This is a genomic window from Mesorhizobium sp. AA23, assembly GCF_001672435.1.
In the GTDB taxonomy this organism is placed as follows: domain Bacteria; phylum Pseudomonadota; class Alphaproteobacteria; order Rhizobiales; family Rhizobiaceae; genus Mesorhizobium.
In genome coordinates this window covers 139,004-159,436 of sequence record NZ_LYTP01000002.1, presented here as the reverse complement: position 1 = coordinate 159,436, position 20,433 = coordinate 139,004, and the positions used below count along the sequence as shown (strand labels likewise).

Genomic DNA, 20,433 nt, shown 5'->3' with positions numbered 1-20,433 from the left:
GCCCAGGGCGGTGAGGATCACCTCGCCGCCCTGCCTCCATTCCGGGATCGCCACGGAGACACGCCCCGCCAATGCCAGCCCAAAGCATTTGGACACTTCTCAGTTGGGGACCGGATGGCTGGAGTGACGACATTGCGTCTGGTGTGCTGGTCACGGTCGCGCTGGCGCTTGCGACATTGCCGATAGGCCTGGCGATCGGGTTCTTCGTCGCCTTCGCCAAGCAACACGAAGAGCCCGCGCTCCGGCTCGCAGCCAACATCTACACCACTGTTTTTCGCGGCCTGCCCGAGCTGGTGACGCTGTTCCTGTTCTTCTTCGGCATGCCGCTGCTGCTGCAATATGTCGTCCGCCTGTTCGAGCCCGAGGCGACAATCGACGTGAACAGCTTCATTGCCGGCATGATCGTGCTGGCGCTGATCTTCTCCTCCTACGCCAGCGAAGTCTTTCTCTCCGCCTTTCGCGCCATTCCCAAGGGCCAGTATGAGGGCGGCTACGCCATTGGCCTTTCGAAATGGCAGACGATGCGCCTGGTGATCCTGCCGCAACTGCTGCGCATCGCCTTCCCCGGTCTGGAGAATTGCTGGCTCAGCCTGCTCAAGGACACCTCGCTGGTGTCGGTCGTCAACCTAGCGGAAACCCTGCGCAATGCCGGTGTCGCGGCGCGCGTCACCAAGCATTCCTTCCTCTTTTACAGTGTCGCGGCGCTGGTCTTCCTTGTGCTGGCCATCCTGTCCTCGGTCGCCACCGGCTATATCCAGCGCTCGCTCGGGCGGAGGGAGGCTCGATGAGCGTCAGCCAGGCTATTGCGGTTGACAGGCCACCGCCCCGGGCTCGCGGCTGGCCGCGCGTGCGCATCATAGGCTACGCGCTGGTCTGCCTCTGGGGCCTTTTCGGCATCGGCATCGTGGCCTATCTGGTCCACGCCTGGAACGCCGATTTCTTCGCCAGATACGCGCCGGCCTATCTGCAGGGGCTCGCAACCACCCTGTCGCTGGTCTCCGTTTCGATGGTGGCGGGCGCTATTCTCTCGTTGCCGGTTGCCTACGGCCGGATGTCCAAGAACCGCATCCTTTCCGGATTGGCTTATTGCTACGTGTACTTCTTCCGCGGCACCCCGCTGCTCGTGCAGACCTACCTCGTCTATTACGGCATCGGCTCGTTCCGCCCCGAGCTGCAAACCGTCGGACTATGGTGGTTCTTCCGTGAGGCGTTCTACTGCGGCGTCTTTGCCTTTTCGCTCAACACCGCCGCCTATCAGGCAGAGATCCTGCGCGGCGCCATCGAAAGCGTTCCGCGGGGCCAGTGGGAAGGCGCGGCCTCGCTCGGCCTGCACAAGCTGCAGACGCTGCGCAAGGTGATCATGCCGCAGGCGATCATCGTGGCGCTGCGGCCTTACGGCAACGAGCTCATCCTGATGATCAAGGCTTCCGCGATTGTCGCCATCATCACCGTCTACGACCTGATGGGCAACGCGAAGCTCGCCTACGCAAAATCTTTCGACATCCAGGCCTATATCTGGGTGGCGATCGTCTACCTGGTGCTGGTCGAAATCCTGCGTCACGGCGTCGAATGGATCGAACGCCGGATCACCATTCACCTCAAACGATAGAGCGTCGTCAGCGGACAGGCCTGCACCAGTCGATGCGGCTTTGCGCGCCTTGACGAAAATTTCGCATAGCCTAGACCTTCCGCCACTGAAACCTCTGTTTTGTTGGAAGGCAGGCTTATGGCATCGGTTGCATTTCTCGGTCTTGGCGTCATGGGCTATCCGATGGCCGGGCACCTCAGGAACAAGGGCGGCCACGACATCACCGTCTATAACCGCACGACCGCCAAGGCCGAACAATGGGTCGCCCAGCATGGCGGCAGACTTGCGCTGACACCGGCCGAGGCGGCCGAAGGCAAGGATCTCGTCTTCTCCTGCGTCGGCAATGACGACGACCTGCGCTCGGTGACGACAGGCGCCAGCGGCGCCTTCGCCGCGATGAAGAAGGGCTCCGTCTTCATCGACAACACGACAGCCTCGGCCGAAGTCGCGCGCGAACTGGCCGAAGCCGCCGGAAAGGCCGGCTTTTCCTTCCTCGACGCGCCGGTGTCGGGCGGCCAGGCGGGCGCCGAGAATGGCGTGCTGACCGTCATGGTTGGCGGCGAGCAGGCCGCCTTCGACAAGGCCAGGCCAGTCATCGATGCCTATGCCCGCATGGTCGGGCTGATGGGACCCGCGGGCGCCGGCCAGCTCACCAAGATGATCAACCAGATTGCCATTGCCGGCCTCGTCCAAGGGCTGGCCGAAGGCATCCATTTCGGCAAGAAGGCCGGGCTCGACATTGAGAAGGTCATCGAGGTGATCTCCAAGGGCGCTGCCGGCTCCTGGCAGATGGAGAACCGCCACAAGACGATGAACGCCGGAAAATATGATTTCGGCTTCGCCGTCGACTGGATGCGCAAGGATCTCGGCATCTGCCTCGCCGAGGCCAACCGCAACGGCGCCAAGCTGCCAGTGACCGCGCTGGTCGACCAGTTCTACAAGGACGTGCAGGACATGGGCGGCAGGCGCTGGGACACGTCCTCGCTGCTCGCCCGCCTGGAAAAATAGACGGCGATGGTCCTGCCCGATCCGAGCTGGAGCGCCGACGAGATCGTCGCCCATCTGCGTTCGATCGGCAGCGAGAAAAACCGCGCCGGCATGGCGCGATTCGGCATCAACACGAGAACCGCGCTGGGCGTCGGCAATTCCGATCTGCGGCCGCTGGCGCGCAAGCTGAAGAAGAACCAGGAACGGTCGCTGCTCTTGTGGGACACCGACATTCGCGAAGCGCGATTGATGGCCGCTTTCACCGGCGAGCCGAAGAAGCTCGACATCGGTCAATGCCGGCGCTGGGCCGCCGATTTCGACAGTTGGGAGATTGTCGATACCGTTGCCGACCTGTTCGCCGAAACACCGTTCTGGCGTGAGCTGGTCGAGGAATTCGCCAAGGACGAGCGCGAGTTTGTCCGCCGCACCGCCTTTGCCATGCTGGCCTGGGCGGCGGTGCATCTGAAGAAGGAGCCGGACGCGAGCTTCCTCGCTGCTCTGCCGCTGATCGAAAGGCATGCGGGCGATCCGCGCAACTTCGTGCGCAAGGCGGTGAACTGGGCACTGCGGCAGATCGGCAAGCGGTCGAGGGCGCTGCACGCCCCTGCCCTTGCGCTGGCCGAGAAACTGGCGGCGTCGTCCGACAAGACGGCACGCTGGATCGGCAAGGACGCGGTGAAGGAGCTTTCCGATGTCAAACAGCTCGAACGGCTCGCGACCACACGACTGTGATCTCAGCGAAGTAAGCTCACGACGCTTTTACTCGCTTCCGAAATGGGACTGGCGGAGGATGACCACCATGAGCAGGCGTTTCAGATCAAGCGCGACGCTGGCGATCGTGCTTATGCTCGCCACCGCGAGAGCCGACGCCGCGGCCGACGTCGCGCATATCTTCTGGAAAGACTTGCGCCCGGCGACGCAGGCGGTCGCCGAGGACGCCAACCTGCCGATGATCGCGGCAAAACTGCCCGATCACGGTGAGACACTGTCGCTCAATCTGCAGGACAAGACCGTTCAATTGTCCGGCTACGCCTTGCCGGTCGATCGCGAGGGCGACCTCGTCTACCAGTTCCTGCTGGTGCCTTGGACCGGCGCCTGCAGCCACATGCCGACGCCGCCGCCGAACCAGATCGTGCTGGTAACGCCGGCGCATCCTTACAGGATGGCGGAGGCATACCAGCCGGTCTCCGTCACCGGCGTGCTGAAGCCCGGCATGGAGAAGAGCCAACTCTTCATCCTGGACGGCGTCTTGATCGTGCAGTCCGGCTATACCGTGCGCAAGGCCGAGGTGGCTGATGTCGACAGCGTGCCGGACGCCGTCACGCTCCCGGTCAACTCGCCGTGGAATTTCCTCAACAAAAAGAAGAACTAGGTCTCGCAACTTCGCGCATAGCGGGAAGCGCGAGCGCCGTGCTCAGGCCGCGTTGGCCCCCGACTCCTTGTCCAGGATCATGTAGTCGAGCGGGATCTCGGTCGTGTACTTGATCTGCTCCATGGCAAACGAGGACGACACGTCGCGGATCTCGATCTTGGCGATCAGCCGCTTGTAGAAGGCGTCGTAGGCGGCAATGTCGGGCACCACGACGCGCAAGAGGTAATCGACGTCGCCGCTCATGCGGTAGAACTCGACCACCTCCGGAAATTCCTGGATGACCTCGGAGAAGCGCCGCAGCCATTCATGGCTGTGCGAATTGGTGCGGATCGAAACGAAGACGGTGACGCGCACATTGACCTTCTCATGGTCGAGAATGGCCACGCGCCGCTGGATGACGCCCTCTTCCTCGAGCTTCTGGATGCGCCGCCAGCACGGCGTGGTCGACAGGCCGACTTTCTTGGCGACATCGGCGACCGCAAGCGTCGCGTCCTCCTGCAGGAGGCGAAGAATTTTTCTGTCTAGGCGGTCCATGGGAAGGCTCCAGCGGAATAGTTTGGCTATAATCCTTTTTATCAGGCCCTTTCACAAGAAAGAAATTCTGCCAATGCCGGCAAAAGCGAGTGATTTCTTGCAAGATGCCTAATTGAGGCGATAGCGGATTTCCGAGCGCAGGAATGGCAGCAAATCCATTTCAAACCACGGATTCTTCTTCAGCCAGCCGGTGTTTCGCCATGACGGATGCGGCAGCGGCAGCACTTTCGGCCCGGCTGCAGCATCCCAGACAGCGCGCCAGTTTCTGACCGTTTCCGTCAGCGACGGCCCACGCGCCGTGCCCATGTGCCAGGACTGCGCATAACCGCCGATCGTCAGCACCAGATCGATCTGCGGCATCAGCGCCATCAGATCGGCGCGCCAGGCGGTGGCGCATTCGCGCCGCGGCGGCAGGTCGGCGCCCTTGGTGTCCTGGCCCGGAAAGCAGAAACCCATCGGCACGATGGCGAATTTTTCCGTGTCGTAGAACTCGTCGGGGGTGACGCCGAGCCAGTTCCTCAAGCGATCCCCGGAAGCGTCGGTGAACGGCATGCCCGAGATGTGGACTTTCGTGCCCGGCGCCTGGCCGGCAAGCAGGATGCGGGCCTTCGACGAAGGCACAAGCACCGGGCGCGGCTGATGCGGCAGGGGCCCGCCGCGCGGCTGCTCGACACAGATGCGGCAAGCCCGCACCTTGGCGGCAAGGCTCTCCAGCGCTTCGCTCATGTCCGGCGGGTTCTCCAAAAACAAGCCTCAAGCAGCAGCGCTTGGCCGGCTGGAGAGCGCTGAGTGCCAGCGCAGCACATTCCCGCATTCCTCAGGCACCTTGATGCGTGCCGGCTTCATGAAATCGATGGCGATCAGCCCGGTGATGTCGGCGACCGAATAGGTGTCGCCGGCGGCAAATTCCCTATCCGCCAACTCCCGGTCGAGGAGATGCAGGAACTCGATGGCCTTCGGCTTGTTGGCCTCGCCCCATTCCGGGATCTGCGGCACCTCCCATTCCTTCATTGCCGGATGGATGTGCCGGAACGCGGCGGCCACGCAGCTCATCAGGTTTAGCTCCAGACGCCTTTGCCACATCTCCACCATGGCCTTGCCGAGCGCGCCTGTTCCGAACAGGGCGGGCTCGGGATGCAACTCCTCGAAATAACGGCAAATGGCGATGGATTCGGTGATGATGGTCCCGTCGTCGAGTTCGAGCACGGGCAGCCGCCGCAGCGCATTGCGCGACGCCACCGGCTCCTTGCGATGCTCCAGCGCGCCCATGTCCACGGGCACCAAAGGGACGGCTAGCCCCTTTTCAGCCAGGAAAACCCGAACCCGCCTGGGGTTGGGCGCCCGGCCGCCATCGAACAGCTTCATTCTAGTCTCCGATCTTCATGCCAATCTTAGGGCGCGCTGCAATGCATGTCGCCCAAAACTGCATAGCGGTTTGGCAAGACCACATGTTGGCAAACAGAGCATCCCCCGAAGCGGGCATCACCAGAAACGAACAAGCTCACGCAACGCATCGCCGAGCGAAGCCAGTGCGCCGTGCTTCCTTTCGACGGGTTGATTGTGATGGCTGTCGCGCCAGTCCTGCGGCTGATCGAAGGAGCCAGCCCAGATGCCCACCTTGGCAGCCCGCGCGACGGCCTCCCCGGTTTCGAAGTCGCCGAAGGCGACGGCCCATCCGGACTGTACCTGCGCGCGGTTGAGGTCCGTGTCGCCCGCCTTGCAGTCGCCGAGCAACCGGCCGTAGCGGTCGCGCTGCCAGCCGCTGCAGGAGACCGGCCTGTCGGCGATCAGCCGCACCAGCGACTGCCGCGCAAGCCTGCCGCAGGCATAATCGGCCCCGTCCTTGCGGCACGTCTGTGTGTATTCCGGCGCGTCGATGCCGCGCATGCGGATGCGCTCGGCGCCAAGCGTGATCGAATCGCCGTCTCTGACGATGGCCGTGCCTTGCTCCTGTCGCGTCTCGAACCGGTCGAGCCGCGCCGCCACCAGGATGGACAGGCCAAGCAGGACCACGGCCAGCCCGTAATCCAGAAGCCTGCGCAAAAGGCTTCGCGGAGGCCGCGGAACATAGCGCCGGCGCGGTCTTCGCGACCAGGAACGGCTCATATGGCAAACAGTCTCTTAATCATTCGAACGTAGCTTAACGAACTGAAAATCGCTGCGCGCAGAAATTGAACTTGCATGCCTTTGCTACGCTCGGACACAGCGGACAAATTCATTGTGGACCGCAGGAAACCGCATCGCAACAGCGATGTGGCTCGCGCGGTGCGCAGGACGCGTGACCGTCTTTCGCAGCAGGCCGGCAGCCTCGATTTCGACCGCGAGCTGCTCAAGCTCCATGCACGCGCCATGGTGGTCAGTGCGGCCGCGATTCCTCTGCTTGTGCTTGTGGTAGCGGCCATCGGCCGCTTCGCGGGCCTGGGCAACCAGGTCGCCGTCTGGGCTCTCTTCATGCTGCTTTGCTACGCCATCGTCACTTTCATGGCGCGGCGCGTCGAGCGCGCGGAAGCGGCCGAGCTCGACCCTGTGCAGACGCGCCGCGATTTCCTGATCGGCCATTCGCTTTGCGGCCTCGGCTGGGCCTGGTTCGCCTGGCTGGGGTGCTCCACATGCCAGGTCGACCAGTTCCATGTCGTCAAGGCCATGGTGCTCCTGGTCGCCATGGCGACGACTGCGGTGATGGCATCGTCCCTGGGCGGCGCGCTATTGGCGACCTTCGCCGTTCCCGTCGCGGTCTATGTCTATGCCGTCCTGCGCCTGTGGATGCCGATCGAAGGGATCATGGCGGCGCTTCTGGTCGCTGCCCTGCCCTTCTTCGGCTACGTCGCGCGCCATCTCAACCAGTCATCCTGGATGCTGCTCTCCTTCCGCTCCGAGAAGGACGCGCTGATCGCCGAGGTGGAGACTGCCAAATCCATGTCCGACGAGGCCAGGCGGCGCGCCGAGGACGCCAATCTGGCGAAGTCGCGCTTCCTCGCCTCGATGAGCCATGAGCTCCGGACGCCGCTCAACGCCATCCTCGGTTTCTCCGAAGTGATGGCCAATGAAGTGCTCGGGCCGATGAACAACCCGACCTATCGCGATTACGCGCATGATGTGCACGAATCTGGCCAGCATCTGCTCGATCTGATCAATGAGATCCTCGACCTGTCGCGCATCGAGGCCGGCCGCTACCAGCTCAACGAGGAGCCGGTGGTGCTGGTGACGATCGTTGAGGATTGCTGCCATATGATGGAACTGAGAGCCCGCAACAAGGACATCCGCGTCATCCAGGAGTTCGAGACCGCGCTGCCGCGCCTGTTCGGCGACGAGCGTGCCATCCGGCAGATCGCGCTCAATCTGCTGTCCAACGCCATCAAGTTCACGCCGTCGGGTGGCGAAGTGCGTGTGCGCGTCGGCTGGACGGCGGGCGGCGGTCAGTACATCTCGGTCAAGGACAACGGTCCCGGCATTCCGGAAGAGGAAATCCCAGTGGTTCTTTCCGCCTTCGGCCAGGGCTCGATCGCCATCAAGAGCGCCGAACAGGGAACGGGCCTCGGACTGCCGATCGTGCAGGGTCTGCTCGACATGCATGGCGGCGAGTTCGAGCTGCACTCCAAGCTGCGCGAAGGCACCGAGGCCATCGCCATCTTCCCGCTGAGCCGAGTGATGGAGGAATTGCCCGCGCTGCCGACCAAGGCTGTCGCCGCCCGCCGGCGTTAGCTCCGGGACGCCGGTTGGACCCGAACCGCCGCCGCCATACCGGAGCTCGTGAGCGCCGCGGCCTTGACGAGACCGGCGGCAAGTCCAGCCCCAACTCCTTCGCCGTGACTGACAGCAAGATCGAGCAGTGGCTCGAGCCCAAGCCGTTCGGCGACTTTGGCTTGGCCCGGCTCCGGCGACAGGCTGGCGAGCAGGCAGTGGTCGATCGCGGAAGGATAGGCTTTGTGCAGAACCGCGGCAGCAGCCGTCGCGACGAACCCGTCGAGCAGCACAGGAATCTTCTGCATGCGGGCTGCGAGAATGGCGCCGCAGATTGCCGCGAACTCGCGCCCGCCGACGCGGCGCAAGGCTTCGAGCGGATCGCCGAGACCGGCGCCGTGGAAAGCAAGCGCCCGGTCGACCGCTTCGGCCTTGCGCGCCATCATCGCCGTGTCCGCCCCCGATCCAGGTCCAACCCAGTCGGACCCCTTGCCGCCGAAGAGGGCAGCGCTGAGCGCGGCCGCGATGGTTGAATTGCCGACGCCCAGATCGCCAAGGCAAAGAAGATCGGCGCCGCCCGCGACCGCTTCCATGCCGAAGGCCATGGTGGCGGCGCAGCCGCGCTCGTCGAGGGCCGCTTCTTCCGTGATGTCCCCGGTCGTAATATCCAGCGCCAGGTCGAAGACCTTCAGGCCGAGATCGTTGGCGATGCAGATCTGATTGATCGCTGCACCTCCGGCGGCGCAGAGTTCGACGGCATTGGCGGTCGCCGAAACCGGCCGCGGCGAAATGCCATGCCGAACGGCACCGTGGTTGCCGGCAAAGATCGCCACAAGCGGACGATTGACGGCCGGCGGCGCACGCCCGCTCCAAGCGGCGAGCCATGCCGCGACATCTTCAATCCGGCCAAGCGAAGCTTTCGGCTTGTCGGCCTTGGCAAACAGGGTGCGAACGCGGGTTTCGGCGGCGGCGTCGGCCGGCGGCAGCGTTGCCAGCAGAGTGCGGAAATCATCGAAAGGCTTTGCGGTCATATCGAATGCGGTCTCTTTGCAGGAACAGCCAGCGGCATAGCCGCCTTCACCGCCTGGCACAACCGCCCGGCAATGCCGCGAAAGCGCCGGTCGACGGCGCATCGCGAAGGGCTTGCATTGGCGTTGCGGTTGCACCATGTGGAGTGAAGGCAAGAGAACAGCATGACCGCCATCGAGTCTCCCTGCATACTCGTCTGTTCCATCGACATGAAAACCGGCTTCTGTTTCGGTTGCGGCCGCACGCGCGATGAGATCGCCGGGTGGATCGCGATGACGCCGGAAGTCCGGCGTGCAGTCATGGCCGAGTTGCCGGCGCGGCTGGAGACGGTCGAACGCCGGCCCCGCCGCGAGACGCGGCGCGCCCGCATGGCGCGCGAGCGCGGCGTGCTGTGAAAGAGCTGGCTGTAAGAAAGGGCTGGCCATGAATCGTCTGTTCTGGGTCGTCATGCTGGTGATCGGCGCCGGCTTGATCCTGCTGATGATGAATGATTCCGCCGGCCGCACCTTCGGCATCGAGAACAACGATTTCAGCAGGCTGATCTGGGTTGGAGTCCTGGTGGCGGTAATCGGCGCCAGCCTTATTCGCTCTGGCCGGCCGCTCGGTGACATGGCGCGCAACTTCGGCGTCTGGGCGGCAATCGTGCTGGCGCTGATCGCCGGCTACCAGTACCGCTACGAGCTGCAGGATGTTGTCAGCCGCGTCACCGCCGGCCTTGTTCCGGGAAGCCCCTTGGCGCTTGGCGTCGATAGTGGCCGTGCCACCGTGACGCTCGACAAGGCCGGCAATGGCCATTTCGAGGCGCGAATCCTCGTCAACGGCAGGCCGGTGCGCACGGTGGTCGACACCGGCGCGACCAGCACGGTGCTGACGGCGGAGGACGCCCAGGCGGCCGGCTTCAACCCAGCGGCGCTCAGCTACACCGTGGACGTCTCGACCGCCAACGGCATGGCGCGTGCGGCAACGGTCAGGACCGACGAGATGGCGATCGGCGGCATCGTGCGCAAGGATATGCCGGTGATGGTCGCGGCGCCCGGCATGCTCGAGCAAAGCCTGCTCGGCATGAACTTCATCGGCTCGCTGTCGGGTTTCGAGGTGCGGGGTGACCGGATGATCCTGCGCGACTAGATTCCCGCTTATCCGCCCCGAATTTCGTCTAGACAAACAGATGGAGCGGTTCGCCGTTTCTGTGGAACGGTGAAATGCTCTGCCGCCGATCCGCCTCAAGCGGCTTCGGTTTCCGCCGCCACGAAATCTATTGCCGCGAACGCCGTATTCAGCACCTCTGGCCCGGCGCCGGGTCTGTTGGCGTCGGTGGACAAAATCTGCCGGTAGCGGCGCGCGCCCGGGAGACCGTGGAACAGCCCGACCATATGGCGCGTGACATGGCCGAGCCGTCCGCCCTTCTCGATGTGACGCGCGGCGTAAGCGGCCATGGCGTCCATCAGCGCCGCGTAGTCGAAAGCGACCGGCGCCTCGCCGTAAAATGCGGCATCGATGCCGGTGAGGATGCCGGGCGAATGATAGGCCGCGCGGCCGAGCATGACGCCGTCGACATAAGCGAGGTGCGCCTCTGCCTCGTCAAGGGATTGAATGCCGCCGTTGATGCCGATGAATTGGTTGGCCTTCCTGGTCTTGAGCCGATAGACGCGCGGATAGTCGAGCGGCGGGATCTCGCGGTTTTCCTTGGGACTAAGCCCCTCCAGCCACGCCTTGCGGGCGTGCACCCAGAGCGCATCGGCGCCGGCCGTCAGCATGCCGTCTGCGAGCGTGTCGAGAGCGGGTTCGGGGTCCTGGTCATCGACGCCGATGCGGCATTTGACCGTAACGGGGATTCTCACCGCCGCCTTAATCGCCGCGATGCATTCGGCGACCAGCACCGGCGTCTTCATCAGGCAGGCGCCGAAAGTGCCCGACTGGACGCGGTCGGACGGACAGCCGACATTAAGATTGATTTCGTCGTAACCGAACGCCTCGCCGATCACCGCCGCTTCGGCAAGCTTTCGCGGATCCGAACCGCCAAGCTGAAGCGCAACCGGATGCTCGGCACCGTCGAAGCCGAGCAGGCGCTCGCGTGCGCCATGGATGACTGCGTCCGCCACCACCATTTCCGTGTAGAGCAACGTGCGACGCGTCAGCTGACGGTGAAAGAACCGGCAATGCCGGTCCGTCCAGTCCATCATTGGTGCTATGGCTATTCTGAAATCTTGATACTTCGACATTTTTTTGTTGTTTCAAAAATGTTGGGCCACGTCGTGTGTGGTCTTTTCCCCCACGGGACGGGCCGTTTTTCCGGTTTCCGATGCGTCCGTGCACACGGGGCGCAGACGAATTGGACACCTTCCCTAAACTAAAATCCGGCTCTTGGAGAGCCCAGGTTCGTCACGGGGCATCTCAAGAAAGGTTTTGCGCCGCAGGAACGCCGAGATCGGCGCACGATGCAGCGCCGATCTTTCGCGATCTGGTGGCGCTCCATCCGCCCGGCCTGAAAAAGATGGGCATCAAAATCCTCGATCCAAGGACTTCTGTCGGTACCGGGTTAGATTTCAACCGAACGTTGCGCGCCTTTTTTGGCGAGGAACAGCGCCATTTCTTCCGCAATTAGCGCCTGCTTATGGAACTTTCTGGCCGGTGTTCCATTGCAATCCCATGCAAGAATCTGTCCAGCGGATCCGGACGCGGGCACCGTCCCTACGCTACTCATTGGTGCTGCCGATATACAATGAGGAGGAGGTGTTGCCCCGGCTGGTCGAGCGGATCAGCGCACTGACCGCAAAACTGGACGGAGACACCGAAGTCATCTTCGTCGACGACGGAAGCAGCGATCGAAGCGTGAGCTATTTGCGCGGCATGGTCGCCGCCGAACCGAGCTTCCGCCTGATCGAGCTCTCCCGCAACTTCGGCCACCAGATCGCCATCAGCGCCGGCATGGAAGCGGCCTCCGGCGAGGCCGTCATCGTCATGGACGCTGACCTGCAGGATCCGCCCGAGGTCGTTCTCGACCTGGTGGCGAAGTGGAAGGACGGCTTCGAAGTCGTCTACGCAAGGCGCGTCAGCCGCAAGGGCGAAACCTGGTTCAAGCGCTTTACCGCCAGCCTGTTCTATCGGCTACTGGAGAGGATGACACCGGTCGAGATCCCGCGCGATGTCGGCGACTTCCGCCTCGTCGGCCGGAAGGCGCTGGACACGTTCAAGCGCATGCCGGAGCACGACCGCTTCGTCAGGGGCATGTTCGGCTGGATGGGTTTCAAGCAGGCGGCGGTGCCGTTCGAGCGCCCGGCGCGGACGCTTGGTGAAACCAAATACCCGTTCTGGAAGATGATGCGGCTTGCCATCCATGGCATCATCGGCTTTTCGGAGCGGCCTCTGCAACTGGTGCTGTTGACCGGGTTGGCCATCTCCGCTCTCGCCCTGGCGTTCGGCGCTTACGCCATCGCGGCCTGGATCCTCGAAACCGGCGTGATTGCCGGCTGGACATCCACGGTGGTGATCGTGTCGCTGCTAATCGGCATCAATCTTTTCATGACCGGCGTGATGGGCCTTTACGTCGGCAGCATCCATGCCGAGGTCAAACGGCGCCCGCTCTACGTTATCGAAAGGCTGAGTGGCTTCGACCGGCCGATGCGCGTCGCCTCCCGCGACAAGCGCGCTTCGTTTCGCAAGTCCAGGAACGGGGTCACGGCGGATGTCCGAACTCTTCGACAGCTATAGGTCCAGCTACAGTGAGGCAGTCGAGGGCTCGATCCGGTTCTCCGGGCTGCGCCATGATTTCTTCCTGCGTGCCAAGGCCGAGCTTCTGCGACGACTGGTCCTCGAGCAGGACCTCCGGCGGGGCGGCGCAGGCGTGCGCGCGCTCGATGTCGGTTGCGGCGTGGGCTCGCTTCATCCGCATCTCGCCGATGTCTTCGATCGACTCGAGGGCTGCGACGTGTCGAAGGAGTCACTCGCGCGTGCCAGCGCTGAGAACCCGCACGTCGCATACAGCGTGTGCACCACCTCACGCCTGCCTTACGCGGATGGCATGTTCGACCTGGCGTTCGCCAGTTGCGTCGTCCACCACGTGCCGCCTCAGTCGTGGCTGGATTTCTTCCGCGAGATGCGGCGCGTCGTTCGGCGAGGCGGACTTGGCTGCATCATCGAGCACAATCCCTACAACCCGCTGACCCGTATGGCGGTGTTGAGATGCCCGTTCGACAAGGACGCCGTCCTGCTCCGCGCTGGCAAGGCGGCATCGCTGCTTGAGCAGGCGGGCTTCCGCGACGCGCACTGCGAGCATTTTCTGCTCCTGCCGTCGGCCAAGCCGCTTGCCCGGAAACTGGAAAGCGCGCTCGCTTGGCTGCCGCTCGGAGCGCAGTATGCCTGTGTCGCCCGCGCCTGAGAATCGTCCCGTCGCCGGCGCGAAGCTCCTGGGGCGCTTCGCTTCAGTCGGCCTTGTCGCCACAATCCTCTATGCCGTCCTGACCGCAATCTTTGCCCGATCGGATTGGCTCGGCCTCGCGCCCGTCGAAGCCTCGCTCGCCGCTTACGCGGCCGCCGCCCTGTTTTCCTATCTGGCGCACAAATCCTTCACCTTCATGTCGGCCGGCTCGCACCGGTCGCAGGCGCCGCGTTTCGTATTGCTGACGATTGCCGGCCTCGCTATGGCTTACGCGGCACCGTACCTGCTGACGGTGACATTCGGCCTGCCGCTCGCCGTTCCCGTTCTCCTCACTTCCTTGGCCATCCCAGCGCTTAACCTTCTTGTGCTCGATCGCTGGGTCTTTGCAGAGCGCCGCCTGCGCGATGACGGGCCGTCCTGAGGATCAAAGCGTGTCCAGCCGGAAAGATCTCAGCTTGATGGCGCGGTTGTAGATGTTGCTCGCATCGGCGCTTTGCGGAATGCCGTCGGGATACTCGATGGCCATGTCCAGTGTCGCCTTGCCAGCCAGCACGGCGTGCGGAATGACGAAGGACACAGTTGTCGCCACATCGCCCGACAGCGTCCCCCGATACACCTCGGTCCCATTGGCCGACACGACGATCCTCTGCCAGGTCTGCGGCGGGCGAATAACGGCGGCCACTTCCAGCGTTGCCCGAAGCCCGTCGCGGAGCGGCGGCAGGGTAAGGCGCAGGCGAGAGCTCTCGCCCAGCGAATGGGTGCCGTCCGCCACTGGCCCCGACCAGCCGCAGACCATCATGGTGGTTGCTTCCCGGGCGCCGTCGGAGCGGAACGATACGGTCCGGCCTAGCGTGTAGCGCCCCACGGCGTCCCGGTTGAGGCATGTGGTGGTCTTGTCGATGTAATAGGCGCGGTAATCGTCGTTGACATTCGGGCTGAGGGCAAGCGCCAGGATGGCGATCTCGGCTGCCGCAAGCGCGCCCGCCAGCGCGTAGCCGGCACCCAGGATTACCGGCCTGGTCGATTCCGTCAGCTCAGACCAGCGCAAGATAGCCTCCAAGCCAGGCCACGGTCATGAAGTAGCAGGTGAAGAGGAAGACAATCAGCGCAGCGACCAATGTCGCCTTCGAGCCCGACAGCAGCACCGCCGTCAGCATCGTCAGCGGCGCGAGGCCGACGACATAGCGGACCATCGAAGCCAGATTCGAGGTCAAAGGCAGGATGATGGCCATGGCGCAGAACAGGGCCGCGCCAATTTGCCTGCGCGCCGCGAGCACCGCCGCCAGCGCCAGTCCCACGATTGCCGTCGACGCGCTCCATTGCGGCGCACTGGGCCACCAACCGGCCCCGGGGTGATAGGACAGCCCCGCCCAAAGGAACAGCAGCGGGTTGCCGGCCACGCGCCCGAACGCGCGCTGGACATGCACGAAGGCAAAGCCGTCCCCGACCGTGACGTAAAGGTAGAGCATGTAGGCGAACAGGCCGGCGGGCGAGATGAGTATGGCGATGATGAGATCCGGCCGGCCGAGCAGCCAGCGTGGGAAGCCGATGGCCGACCCGCCCTTGGCGCGATGCTCCTCGAACATGCGAATGACGATCGCGAACACGGCCAGCACGCCGACGACCCGCGTTGCCGAGAGCAGCGCGCAAGACAACCCCGCGGCGAGATGGTTCGAGCGTTTGAGCGCCAGGAAGAGGCAGGACGTCAAAAGCACGAAGAGCGGCTCGGTGAGGAAGGTGGCAAAATAGAACGAGAACGGGCCGCTCAGCAGGAAGGCGCAATAAAGCACATAGGCCCGCATGTTCCTGTCCATGAGCGGCCATGCCACCAGGCACGAGAGGTAGCCGCACGCCAGCGATGCCGCCGTCGCAATCGCGATCGTGGAGAAGGGCAGAATCGTGCGGACCGCCGCCACCAGCATCGGATAAAGCGGAAAGAACCCCCAGCGCCCGACATTGCTGCGGCCAGGAATGGGAAAGCGCTCATAGCCCTGTTCGGAAATGCCGACATACCAGGAGCAATCCCATTTGCAGAAGGCGCGGGCATAGGCCGCTAGGCTCGGATCCGGCGACACCGATGCGAATGCGGCGTAGCGGATGACAAGACCGCTCAACAAAAACAGCAGCGGCACTGCCGCCACCGCGATCACCGTGAGGCGAATGCCGCTCTTCGCACGCGCCACATCAACTGCCAAATCCGCCTCCAACCGCCCGGATGGCATCCGCGTCGTGCCGGCATCCCTCGCCAACACGCCTCTCGGTCCAACGCTGCATACCTAAAGGGGCGGTGGGATTTTTAGTTCCGCTGCACGATATTCCAGCCGGCATGGCATCCGGTGGACAATCTGCCGGTAGAGCGCCGCCGGCGATAGGCCGTGGAAACAGTCCGAACATGTATATGGCGTGTGGCACAACCAGCGCCCACCATTCACGATCCGAACGCGCTGCGTAGCGGCCATCGCGTCCAGCACTGCCGCGTACTTAGCCGACGCCGAGGTTTGACTTCCGTCGCAACCGAACGCGTTGTGATCACCCTCGCTTCGACAAGCTTTCGCGGCTCCGAGTTTTATTGCTGCGCAACGGGATGCTCGGAATCCTCGAATCCAAGCAGGCCCGCCTCGCCCTGGATGACGCCGTCGCGACCACACTCGGTGTAGAGCGGCGCGCGGCGCGTCAGCTGACGGTGAAAGGACCGCGCGACCGCCCCATCCACCAATGGTGTGCGTCGCAAGCATTGGTTGCAAAGCCTTTTTCAGGTGTTTCCGCTCTACCTTCATCCAGATTCGGTAGATGCTGGCGACAACATTCTTCAAATAGTTGAAAAGAGCAGGGACAAAGGTCCCACACTCGGTTGGACCATTTTTGCTTCACAATTTTTCCAAAAAAGCAACAGTACGAGTTTAAGTTTCCACAAATAAGAGTAAACTTTTCGTGCTCATGTTCTGAGCGGGAGGCGTTACAGGCAGTCAATAGCCTGTTGAAGAGGGGCGGGTTGAGTATGCCCTTATCATCAATCCTTGGTGCCCGCTGTTGGTGGGTTACCGATGCGCATAGGACGCATCCGCCCAGAATTGCCTGACGGGGCAAGGAGCGGGGAAGCGGCGGTCCCCTCAACACCCTCTACCCCGGGTTAAGCCGATAACTCCAGTTTCGTTCAACGATGACGCGCGGCACCGGCTCCGCTGGTGGATGCGCGCCCATGCGGCCGGCTGCCAGCGTTGGGGCTGATTTCGCGCCTGTCGCATTGAAACCAGGGAGAGTTTCAATGGCACTCGACATCACTGCTCAAGACATCATCATCGACGAGACCACGGGTCTTCAGGGTGACGACATCAATCCCATCGGCAACAATGACCCCACTTTGGCCTATCTCCTAAGTCGCGACAGTTCGGGCGGACTGACCTCACCGGAGGTCGCCTTCCAATCCAATTTCGTGGTAGCCACGGCGAACGCAGGGGAAACCATCACCTCGGTCGTTCTTACCCAGAATTCCTCAGGAACGCCGTTTTCCACCACCGTTGGCGTCAACAGCGGCATTAGAACGGTGGATGGCAACTATGTTTGGCTGTTCCAGGACCCGACGCATTCAAACGTCGTGATCGGCGTCATCGGCACTTCCAGTGCGGCCACTATGCCCGCCGCGACCGGGGATCTCGCCTTCTCGTTTGGACTGGTCAGCACCAGCGCAACAAACGCAGATTTGTACCTAGTCCAGTATGTGCCGTTGCTCCATCCGGACGCGAACGACCCGAACGACCAGATCGATCTGCTCAACAAGGTGTACGCATCGGTCACCGGCACCACCGTGCTCAATTTCAGCCAGCTCGGCGACGCCCCTCCCGGACACAACAATTGGTATATCCTCGACGCCGACACGGCGAGCACACAGAAAATTCTGGTCACGGCTCACGACGGCACTACACAGGCTGAAGTCAATGTCAGCACGCAAGGTCTGGGTGTCTCTTCTCAGGACGTGCGCTTCGGCCGTGAACTTCAGATCGACCTGATCAGTGGCGGCACCCAAAGTGCAGGCAAGAACTTTACCAACTCGCCGCTGGCGCCCAACTACACAGGCCACATCGAGAACGTCTCCGGCGCCGGTTTCTCGATTTCGCAGTCCACGCCTACTAACACAGTAGCTGACATCGAGGTCCACGCCTACAACAACGACGACAACGCAAAAGGCGCCGCGTTGCCGGGTGACGACAACGATACCGAGATCAATATCACCGGAGTAACGTTCAAGTTGAATGGCGTCGCCACGACGGCCTCTGCCCTTGGCATCACAGTTGATCTCAACGGCACCGGAATGATCCTCCACAACGTCGGCGAAGGCGTTACGGTTGATTTTACTACGGCGGGCGGCTCGGGCGGAACTTTTGACCGATTCACCATCACGAATATTGACGGTGAGAAAGATTATTTCGACGTCAAAGAGGTGCATTTCGCTGGGAACGTTGCTAATGCCCACAACGAACAAGTCGGCTCCTTCATCAACTTCAACGACGACGGTCCAAGTATTTCAACGACAGGCACCGAACCGACACTGACTGTCGACGAGACGGTTCTTGGCACCAACGACACCAAGAGCTTCGCGGCGAACTTCAGCTCGGCCTTCGGTGCTGACGGGGCCGGCACGGTGACCTACGCACTCGGCTTTACTGCCGGTTCGACCGGACTTGTCGACACCGCGACCGGGCAAGCGGTCGTCCTCTCGCTGAATGGCGGCGTCATCCAAGGTCGAACCGCCACGAGCAACGACCTCGTGTTCACGGTCTCTGTCGATGCCTCGGGCAACGTCACCCTCGATCAGATCCGCGCGGTGGTCCATCCTACCAGCGACCCGGACGAGAGCACGACTCTGGCCGCCGACAATTTGATCAAACTGACCGCGACGGTTACCGACAAGGACGGCGACCACGCACCGGCCACCCTCGACATCGGCCAGAACCTCAACTTCAAGGACGACGGCCCGAGCATCTCGACGACCGGCACCGAGCCTACGCTCACTGTCGACGACACGGTTCTTACGACTAACGACACGAAGAGCTTTGCGGCGAACTTCAGCACGGCCTTCGGTGCGGACGGCGCAGGCACGGTCACCTACGCACTCGGCTTTACTGCTGGTTCGACCGGCCTTACCGACACCTTAACCGGTCAGGCCGTCGTCCTCTCGCTCAATGGCACTGTGATCGAAGGTCGCACCGCCACGAGCAATGACCTTGTCTTCACGGTCTCTGTTAGCGGCACCGGCAGCGTCACCCTGGATCAACTCCGGGCAGTGGTCCATCCGACCAGCGACCCGGACGAAAGCAAGACACTGGACGCGGATAACCTAGTTACGCTCACCGCGACCATTACCGACAAGGACGGTGATCATACATCGACCACACTCAACATCGGCCAAAACCTCACCTTCAAGGACGACGGCCCGACGATCACGGTGCCGTTCGACGGTGACGCATCCGGGGGTGGAAGCAATGGTACTCACGAGACCTTGGGCAACGCAGTCGGTCAAACGGCATCTGGTGCTTTTGGCTACGACATCGGTTCGGACGGCCGCCCGGCTTCCTACTACGACGCCACGCACTCGGACTTCGTCGACCAGGATGGCGTGCTTCCCGGCATCCAGCTCAGCCTTGATGGCAATCTCACCGGTCTTGTCCCTGGCACGCCGACCCCATTCATCAGCTCGTTCGCGACGCTACAGTCGGAAAGCGCCACCGAAGCTTCGTTCAATTGGCAAATCTCCTACGATAGCGACCCGAACACGGCCGGCAATCAGATGGCCACGGCGGGCGGTACCCTTGTCTTCAACAAGGACAGTGACACCTACACCATCACCTTGAACGACGCGGTGGAGGGCTTCACCAGGGACATCCTGCACACCAGTGAGCTTCTCTCCAAGCAGCCCACGAGCAATACCGGTCACCCGTTGATCGTGGTGGAGAAGCTCTTCGAGGCGGACAGCACACCCGAAACGACCGATCGGGACTTCTTCGTGCAGTTCACGGCGAACTCGGCAACTTCGAGCATCCCCTTAGGTCTCGGCGATGACGACGGCGCGCCGGTTGCTGGTGACAAGGTGTGGAACCCCGGCCAGTTCGTCACCAACAACAACGAAGACTGGGTTTCTGCAACCCAGACCACGAACGGGGTCGCTGGCGACACTATCCAGAAGGGCGAGGCACTGACGCTTCGGTTCTTCGACACCTCACCGGGTATCTCGACCGACAACGGTGCCAATCACGTGCCGACCCAGGCGGCTAACGACATGGCCATCAAGTTTGACGGTATCGGCAACGAGGACCTGATGGTCATCGTTAATCTCGTGTCTACTGCCAACCCGGCGCTTACGACGACAAAGGCGATCTACATCTCGAACGCCGACATCTACAAGACGGGTCAGGTACCTTCCGCATACGCCGCCGACTTCCAGCTTGATAACAACGACGGCCTAGTGATCATAGAGCGAAACGACTACAACGGTGCCGGTGAGAACTGGGTGCTCCAAGGCGTCCAGATCATGCAGTCCGGCAACGGTCTGGTCGGGGCCGGTAGTGCGCCGGCCGGTACCAACGCCGCTCTCGGCGGTGCTACCGCGATCGACCTGAATAGCGCGGTCGGCGCGAATGGTGGCAGCCTTTCCGCCCCGTTGGTGATTTGGGACAACGACGTCGCCAAGGTGAACGGTGTGGATACAGCCGTCGCCGACAACGACGTCATCAAGATCGTGGACATCGGCTTCACCACGACGCAGACCACGACGCCGGACGCGCACCTCGACTTCGGCGTCCAAATCGCGGACGCGGACGGCGATATGACCACCGTCCAGCACATACTCGTCGACATCGCCTGAAACAG

General features: G+C 62.7%; 19 protein-coding genes and 1 pseudogene. 12 read left to right on the top strand and 8 right to left on the bottom strand.

Annotation, left to right across the window (positions count from 1 at the left end; all coding sequences use genetic code 11):
• Positions 1-71 precede the first annotated feature (71 nt).
• From A9K66_RS04205 to A9K66_RS04185, 5 genes are all read left to right on the top strand, one after another.
• The gene (locus tag A9K66_RS04205; protein WP_066992752.1) at positions 72-788 is read left to right on the top strand and encodes an ABC transporter permease; all 717 of its coding nucleotides are present in this window, start codon (positions 72-74) and stop codon (positions 786-788) included.
• Entirely contained in the window at positions 785-1,609 is an 825-nt protein-coding gene (locus tag A9K66_RS04200) for an ABC transporter permease (protein ID WP_067319992.1), read from the top strand. The genes A9K66_RS04205 and A9K66_RS04200 overlap by 4 nt, the downstream gene beginning before the upstream one ends.
• A gap of 117 nt (positions 1,610-1,726) precedes the next feature.
• Positions 1,727-2,596: an NAD(P)-dependent oxidoreductase gene (locus A9K66_RS04195; RefSeq protein WP_067319989.1), complete on the top strand. Its 870-nt coding sequence runs from the start codon at positions 1,727-1,729 to the stop codon at positions 2,594-2,596.
• 6 nt (positions 2,597-2,602) lie between these two features.
• On the top strand, positions 2,603-3,307 hold the full coding sequence (locus tag A9K66_RS04190; protein ID WP_067319986.1) for a DNA alkylation repair protein: 705 nt from the start codon (positions 2,603-2,605) through the stop codon (positions 3,305-3,307).
• A 67-nt stretch (positions 3,308-3,374) separates the two neighbouring features.
• A complete protein-coding gene (locus tag A9K66_RS04185) occupies positions 3,375-3,947 on the top strand; it encodes a DUF3299 domain-containing protein (protein WP_066992741.1) in 573 nt (190 codons plus the stop codon).
• A gap of 42 nt (positions 3,948-3,989) precedes the next feature.
• Here the strand turns inward: A9K66_RS04185 and A9K66_RS04180 are convergent, their stop codons facing one another.
• The 4 genes and pseudogenes from A9K66_RS04180 to A9K66_RS04165 form a co-directional block, all read right to left on the bottom strand.
• Positions 3,990-4,481: an Lrp/AsnC family transcriptional regulator gene (locus A9K66_RS04180; RefSeq protein ID WP_067319982.1), complete on the bottom strand. Its 492-nt coding sequence runs from the start codon at positions 4,479-4,481 to the stop codon at positions 3,990-3,992.
• A 108-nt stretch (positions 4,482-4,589) separates the two neighbouring features.
• Positions 4,590-5,295 (bottom strand): annotated as a pseudogene (locus A9K66_RS04175) (uracil-DNA glycosylase family protein).
• On the bottom strand, positions 5,235-5,846 hold the full coding sequence (locus tag A9K66_RS04170; RefSeq protein WP_067319977.1) for a glutathione S-transferase: 612 nt from the start codon (positions 5,844-5,846) through the stop codon (positions 5,235-5,237). The pseudogene A9K66_RS04175 and the gene A9K66_RS04170 overlap by 61 nt, the downstream one beginning before the upstream one ends.
• Positions 5,847-5,963: 117 nt before the next feature.
• Complete coding sequence (locus A9K66_RS04165; RefSeq protein ID WP_067319974.1) at positions 5,964-6,587, bottom strand: thermonuclease family protein; 624 nt, start codon at positions 6,585-6,587, stop codon at positions 5,964-5,966.
• Positions 6,588-6,662: 75 nt separating this feature from the next.
• Here A9K66_RS04165 and A9K66_RS04160 point away from each other — a divergent pair, with 75 nt between their 5' ends.
• Positions 6,663-8,183: a HAMP domain-containing sensor histidine kinase gene (locus A9K66_RS04160; protein WP_067319971.1), complete on the top strand. Its 1,521-nt coding sequence runs from the start codon at positions 6,663-6,665 to the stop codon at positions 8,181-8,183.
• On the opposite strand, the gene A9K66_RS04155 is transcribed toward A9K66_RS04160, so the two are convergent.
• Positions 8,180-9,193, bottom strand: a complete 1,014-nt coding sequence (locus tag A9K66_RS04155; protein ID WP_067320173.1) for a nicotinate-nucleotide--dimethylbenzimidazole phosphoribosyltransferase — start codon at positions 9,191-9,193, stop codon at positions 8,180-8,182. The two genes, A9K66_RS04160 and A9K66_RS04155, sit on opposite strands and share 4 nt — an antisense overlap.
• A 162-nt stretch (positions 9,194-9,355) precedes the next feature.
• On the opposite strand from A9K66_RS04155, the gene A9K66_RS04150 reads away from it, so the two are divergent.
• Both A9K66_RS04150 and A9K66_RS04145 read left to right on the top strand, forming a co-directional pair.
• Positions 9,356-9,586, top strand: a complete 231-nt coding sequence (locus A9K66_RS04150) for a DUF1289 domain-containing protein (protein WP_066992723.1) — start codon at positions 9,356-9,358, stop codon at positions 9,584-9,586.
• A 28-nt stretch (positions 9,587-9,614) separates the two neighbouring features.
• Positions 9,615-10,319, top strand: a complete 705-nt coding sequence (locus tag A9K66_RS04145) for a TIGR02281 family clan AA aspartic protease (RefSeq protein ID WP_066992721.1) — start codon at positions 9,615-9,617, stop codon at positions 10,317-10,319.
• Positions 10,320-10,414: 95 nt separating this feature from the next.
• Here the strand turns inward: A9K66_RS04145 and dusA are convergent, their stop codons facing one another.
• A complete protein-coding gene (dusA, locus tag A9K66_RS04140; RefSeq protein WP_067319967.1) occupies positions 10,415-11,413 on the bottom strand; it encodes a tRNA dihydrouridine(20/20a) synthase DusA in 999 nt (332 codons plus the stop codon).
• A 184-nt stretch (positions 11,414-11,597) separates the two neighbouring features.
• On the opposite strand from dusA, the gene A9K66_RS04135 reads away from it, so the two are divergent.
• From A9K66_RS04135 to A9K66_RS04125, 3 genes are read left to right on the top strand one after another with little or no spacing between them, the layout of a single operon-like run.
• Positions 11,598-12,902 (top strand): glycosyltransferase family 2 protein, encoded by a 1,305-nt coding sequence (locus tag A9K66_RS04135; RefSeq protein WP_245307382.1) that lies wholly within the window; start codon positions 11,598-11,600, stop codon positions 12,900-12,902.
• Complete coding sequence (locus tag A9K66_RS04130; RefSeq protein WP_067319964.1) at positions 12,877-13,569, top strand: class I SAM-dependent methyltransferase; 693 nt, start codon at positions 12,877-12,879, stop codon at positions 13,567-13,569. Before A9K66_RS04135 ends, A9K66_RS04130 begins: the two co-directional genes overlap by 26 nt.
• Positions 13,547-13,990: a GtrA family protein gene (locus A9K66_RS04125; protein WP_067319961.1), complete on the top strand. Its 444-nt coding sequence runs from the start codon at positions 13,547-13,549 to the stop codon at positions 13,988-13,990. Before A9K66_RS04130 ends, A9K66_RS04125 begins: the two co-directional genes overlap by 23 nt.
• Positions 13,991-13,993: 3 nt before the next feature.
• On the opposite strand, the gene A9K66_RS04120 is transcribed toward A9K66_RS04125, so the two are convergent.
• Together A9K66_RS04120 and A9K66_RS04115 are read right to left on the bottom strand one after the other, a co-directional pair.
• Positions 13,994-14,617: a hypothetical protein gene (locus tag A9K66_RS04120; protein ID WP_067319957.1), complete on the bottom strand. Its 624-nt coding sequence runs from the start codon at positions 14,615-14,617 to the stop codon at positions 13,994-13,996.
• Positions 14,604-15,764 (bottom strand): hypothetical protein, encoded by a 1,161-nt coding sequence (locus tag A9K66_RS04115; RefSeq protein ID WP_245307380.1) that lies wholly within the window; start codon positions 15,762-15,764, stop codon positions 14,604-14,606. Before A9K66_RS04115 ends, A9K66_RS04120 begins: the two co-directional genes overlap by 14 nt.
• A 1,070-nt stretch (positions 15,765-16,834) precedes the next feature.
• Here A9K66_RS04115 and A9K66_RS04110 point away from each other — a divergent pair.
• On the top strand, positions 16,835-20,428 hold the full coding sequence (locus A9K66_RS04110) for a DUF5801 repeats-in-toxin domain-containing protein (protein WP_067319951.1): 3,594 nt from the start codon (positions 16,835-16,837) through the stop codon (positions 20,426-20,428).
• Positions 20,429-20,433: the final 5 nt, after the last annotated feature.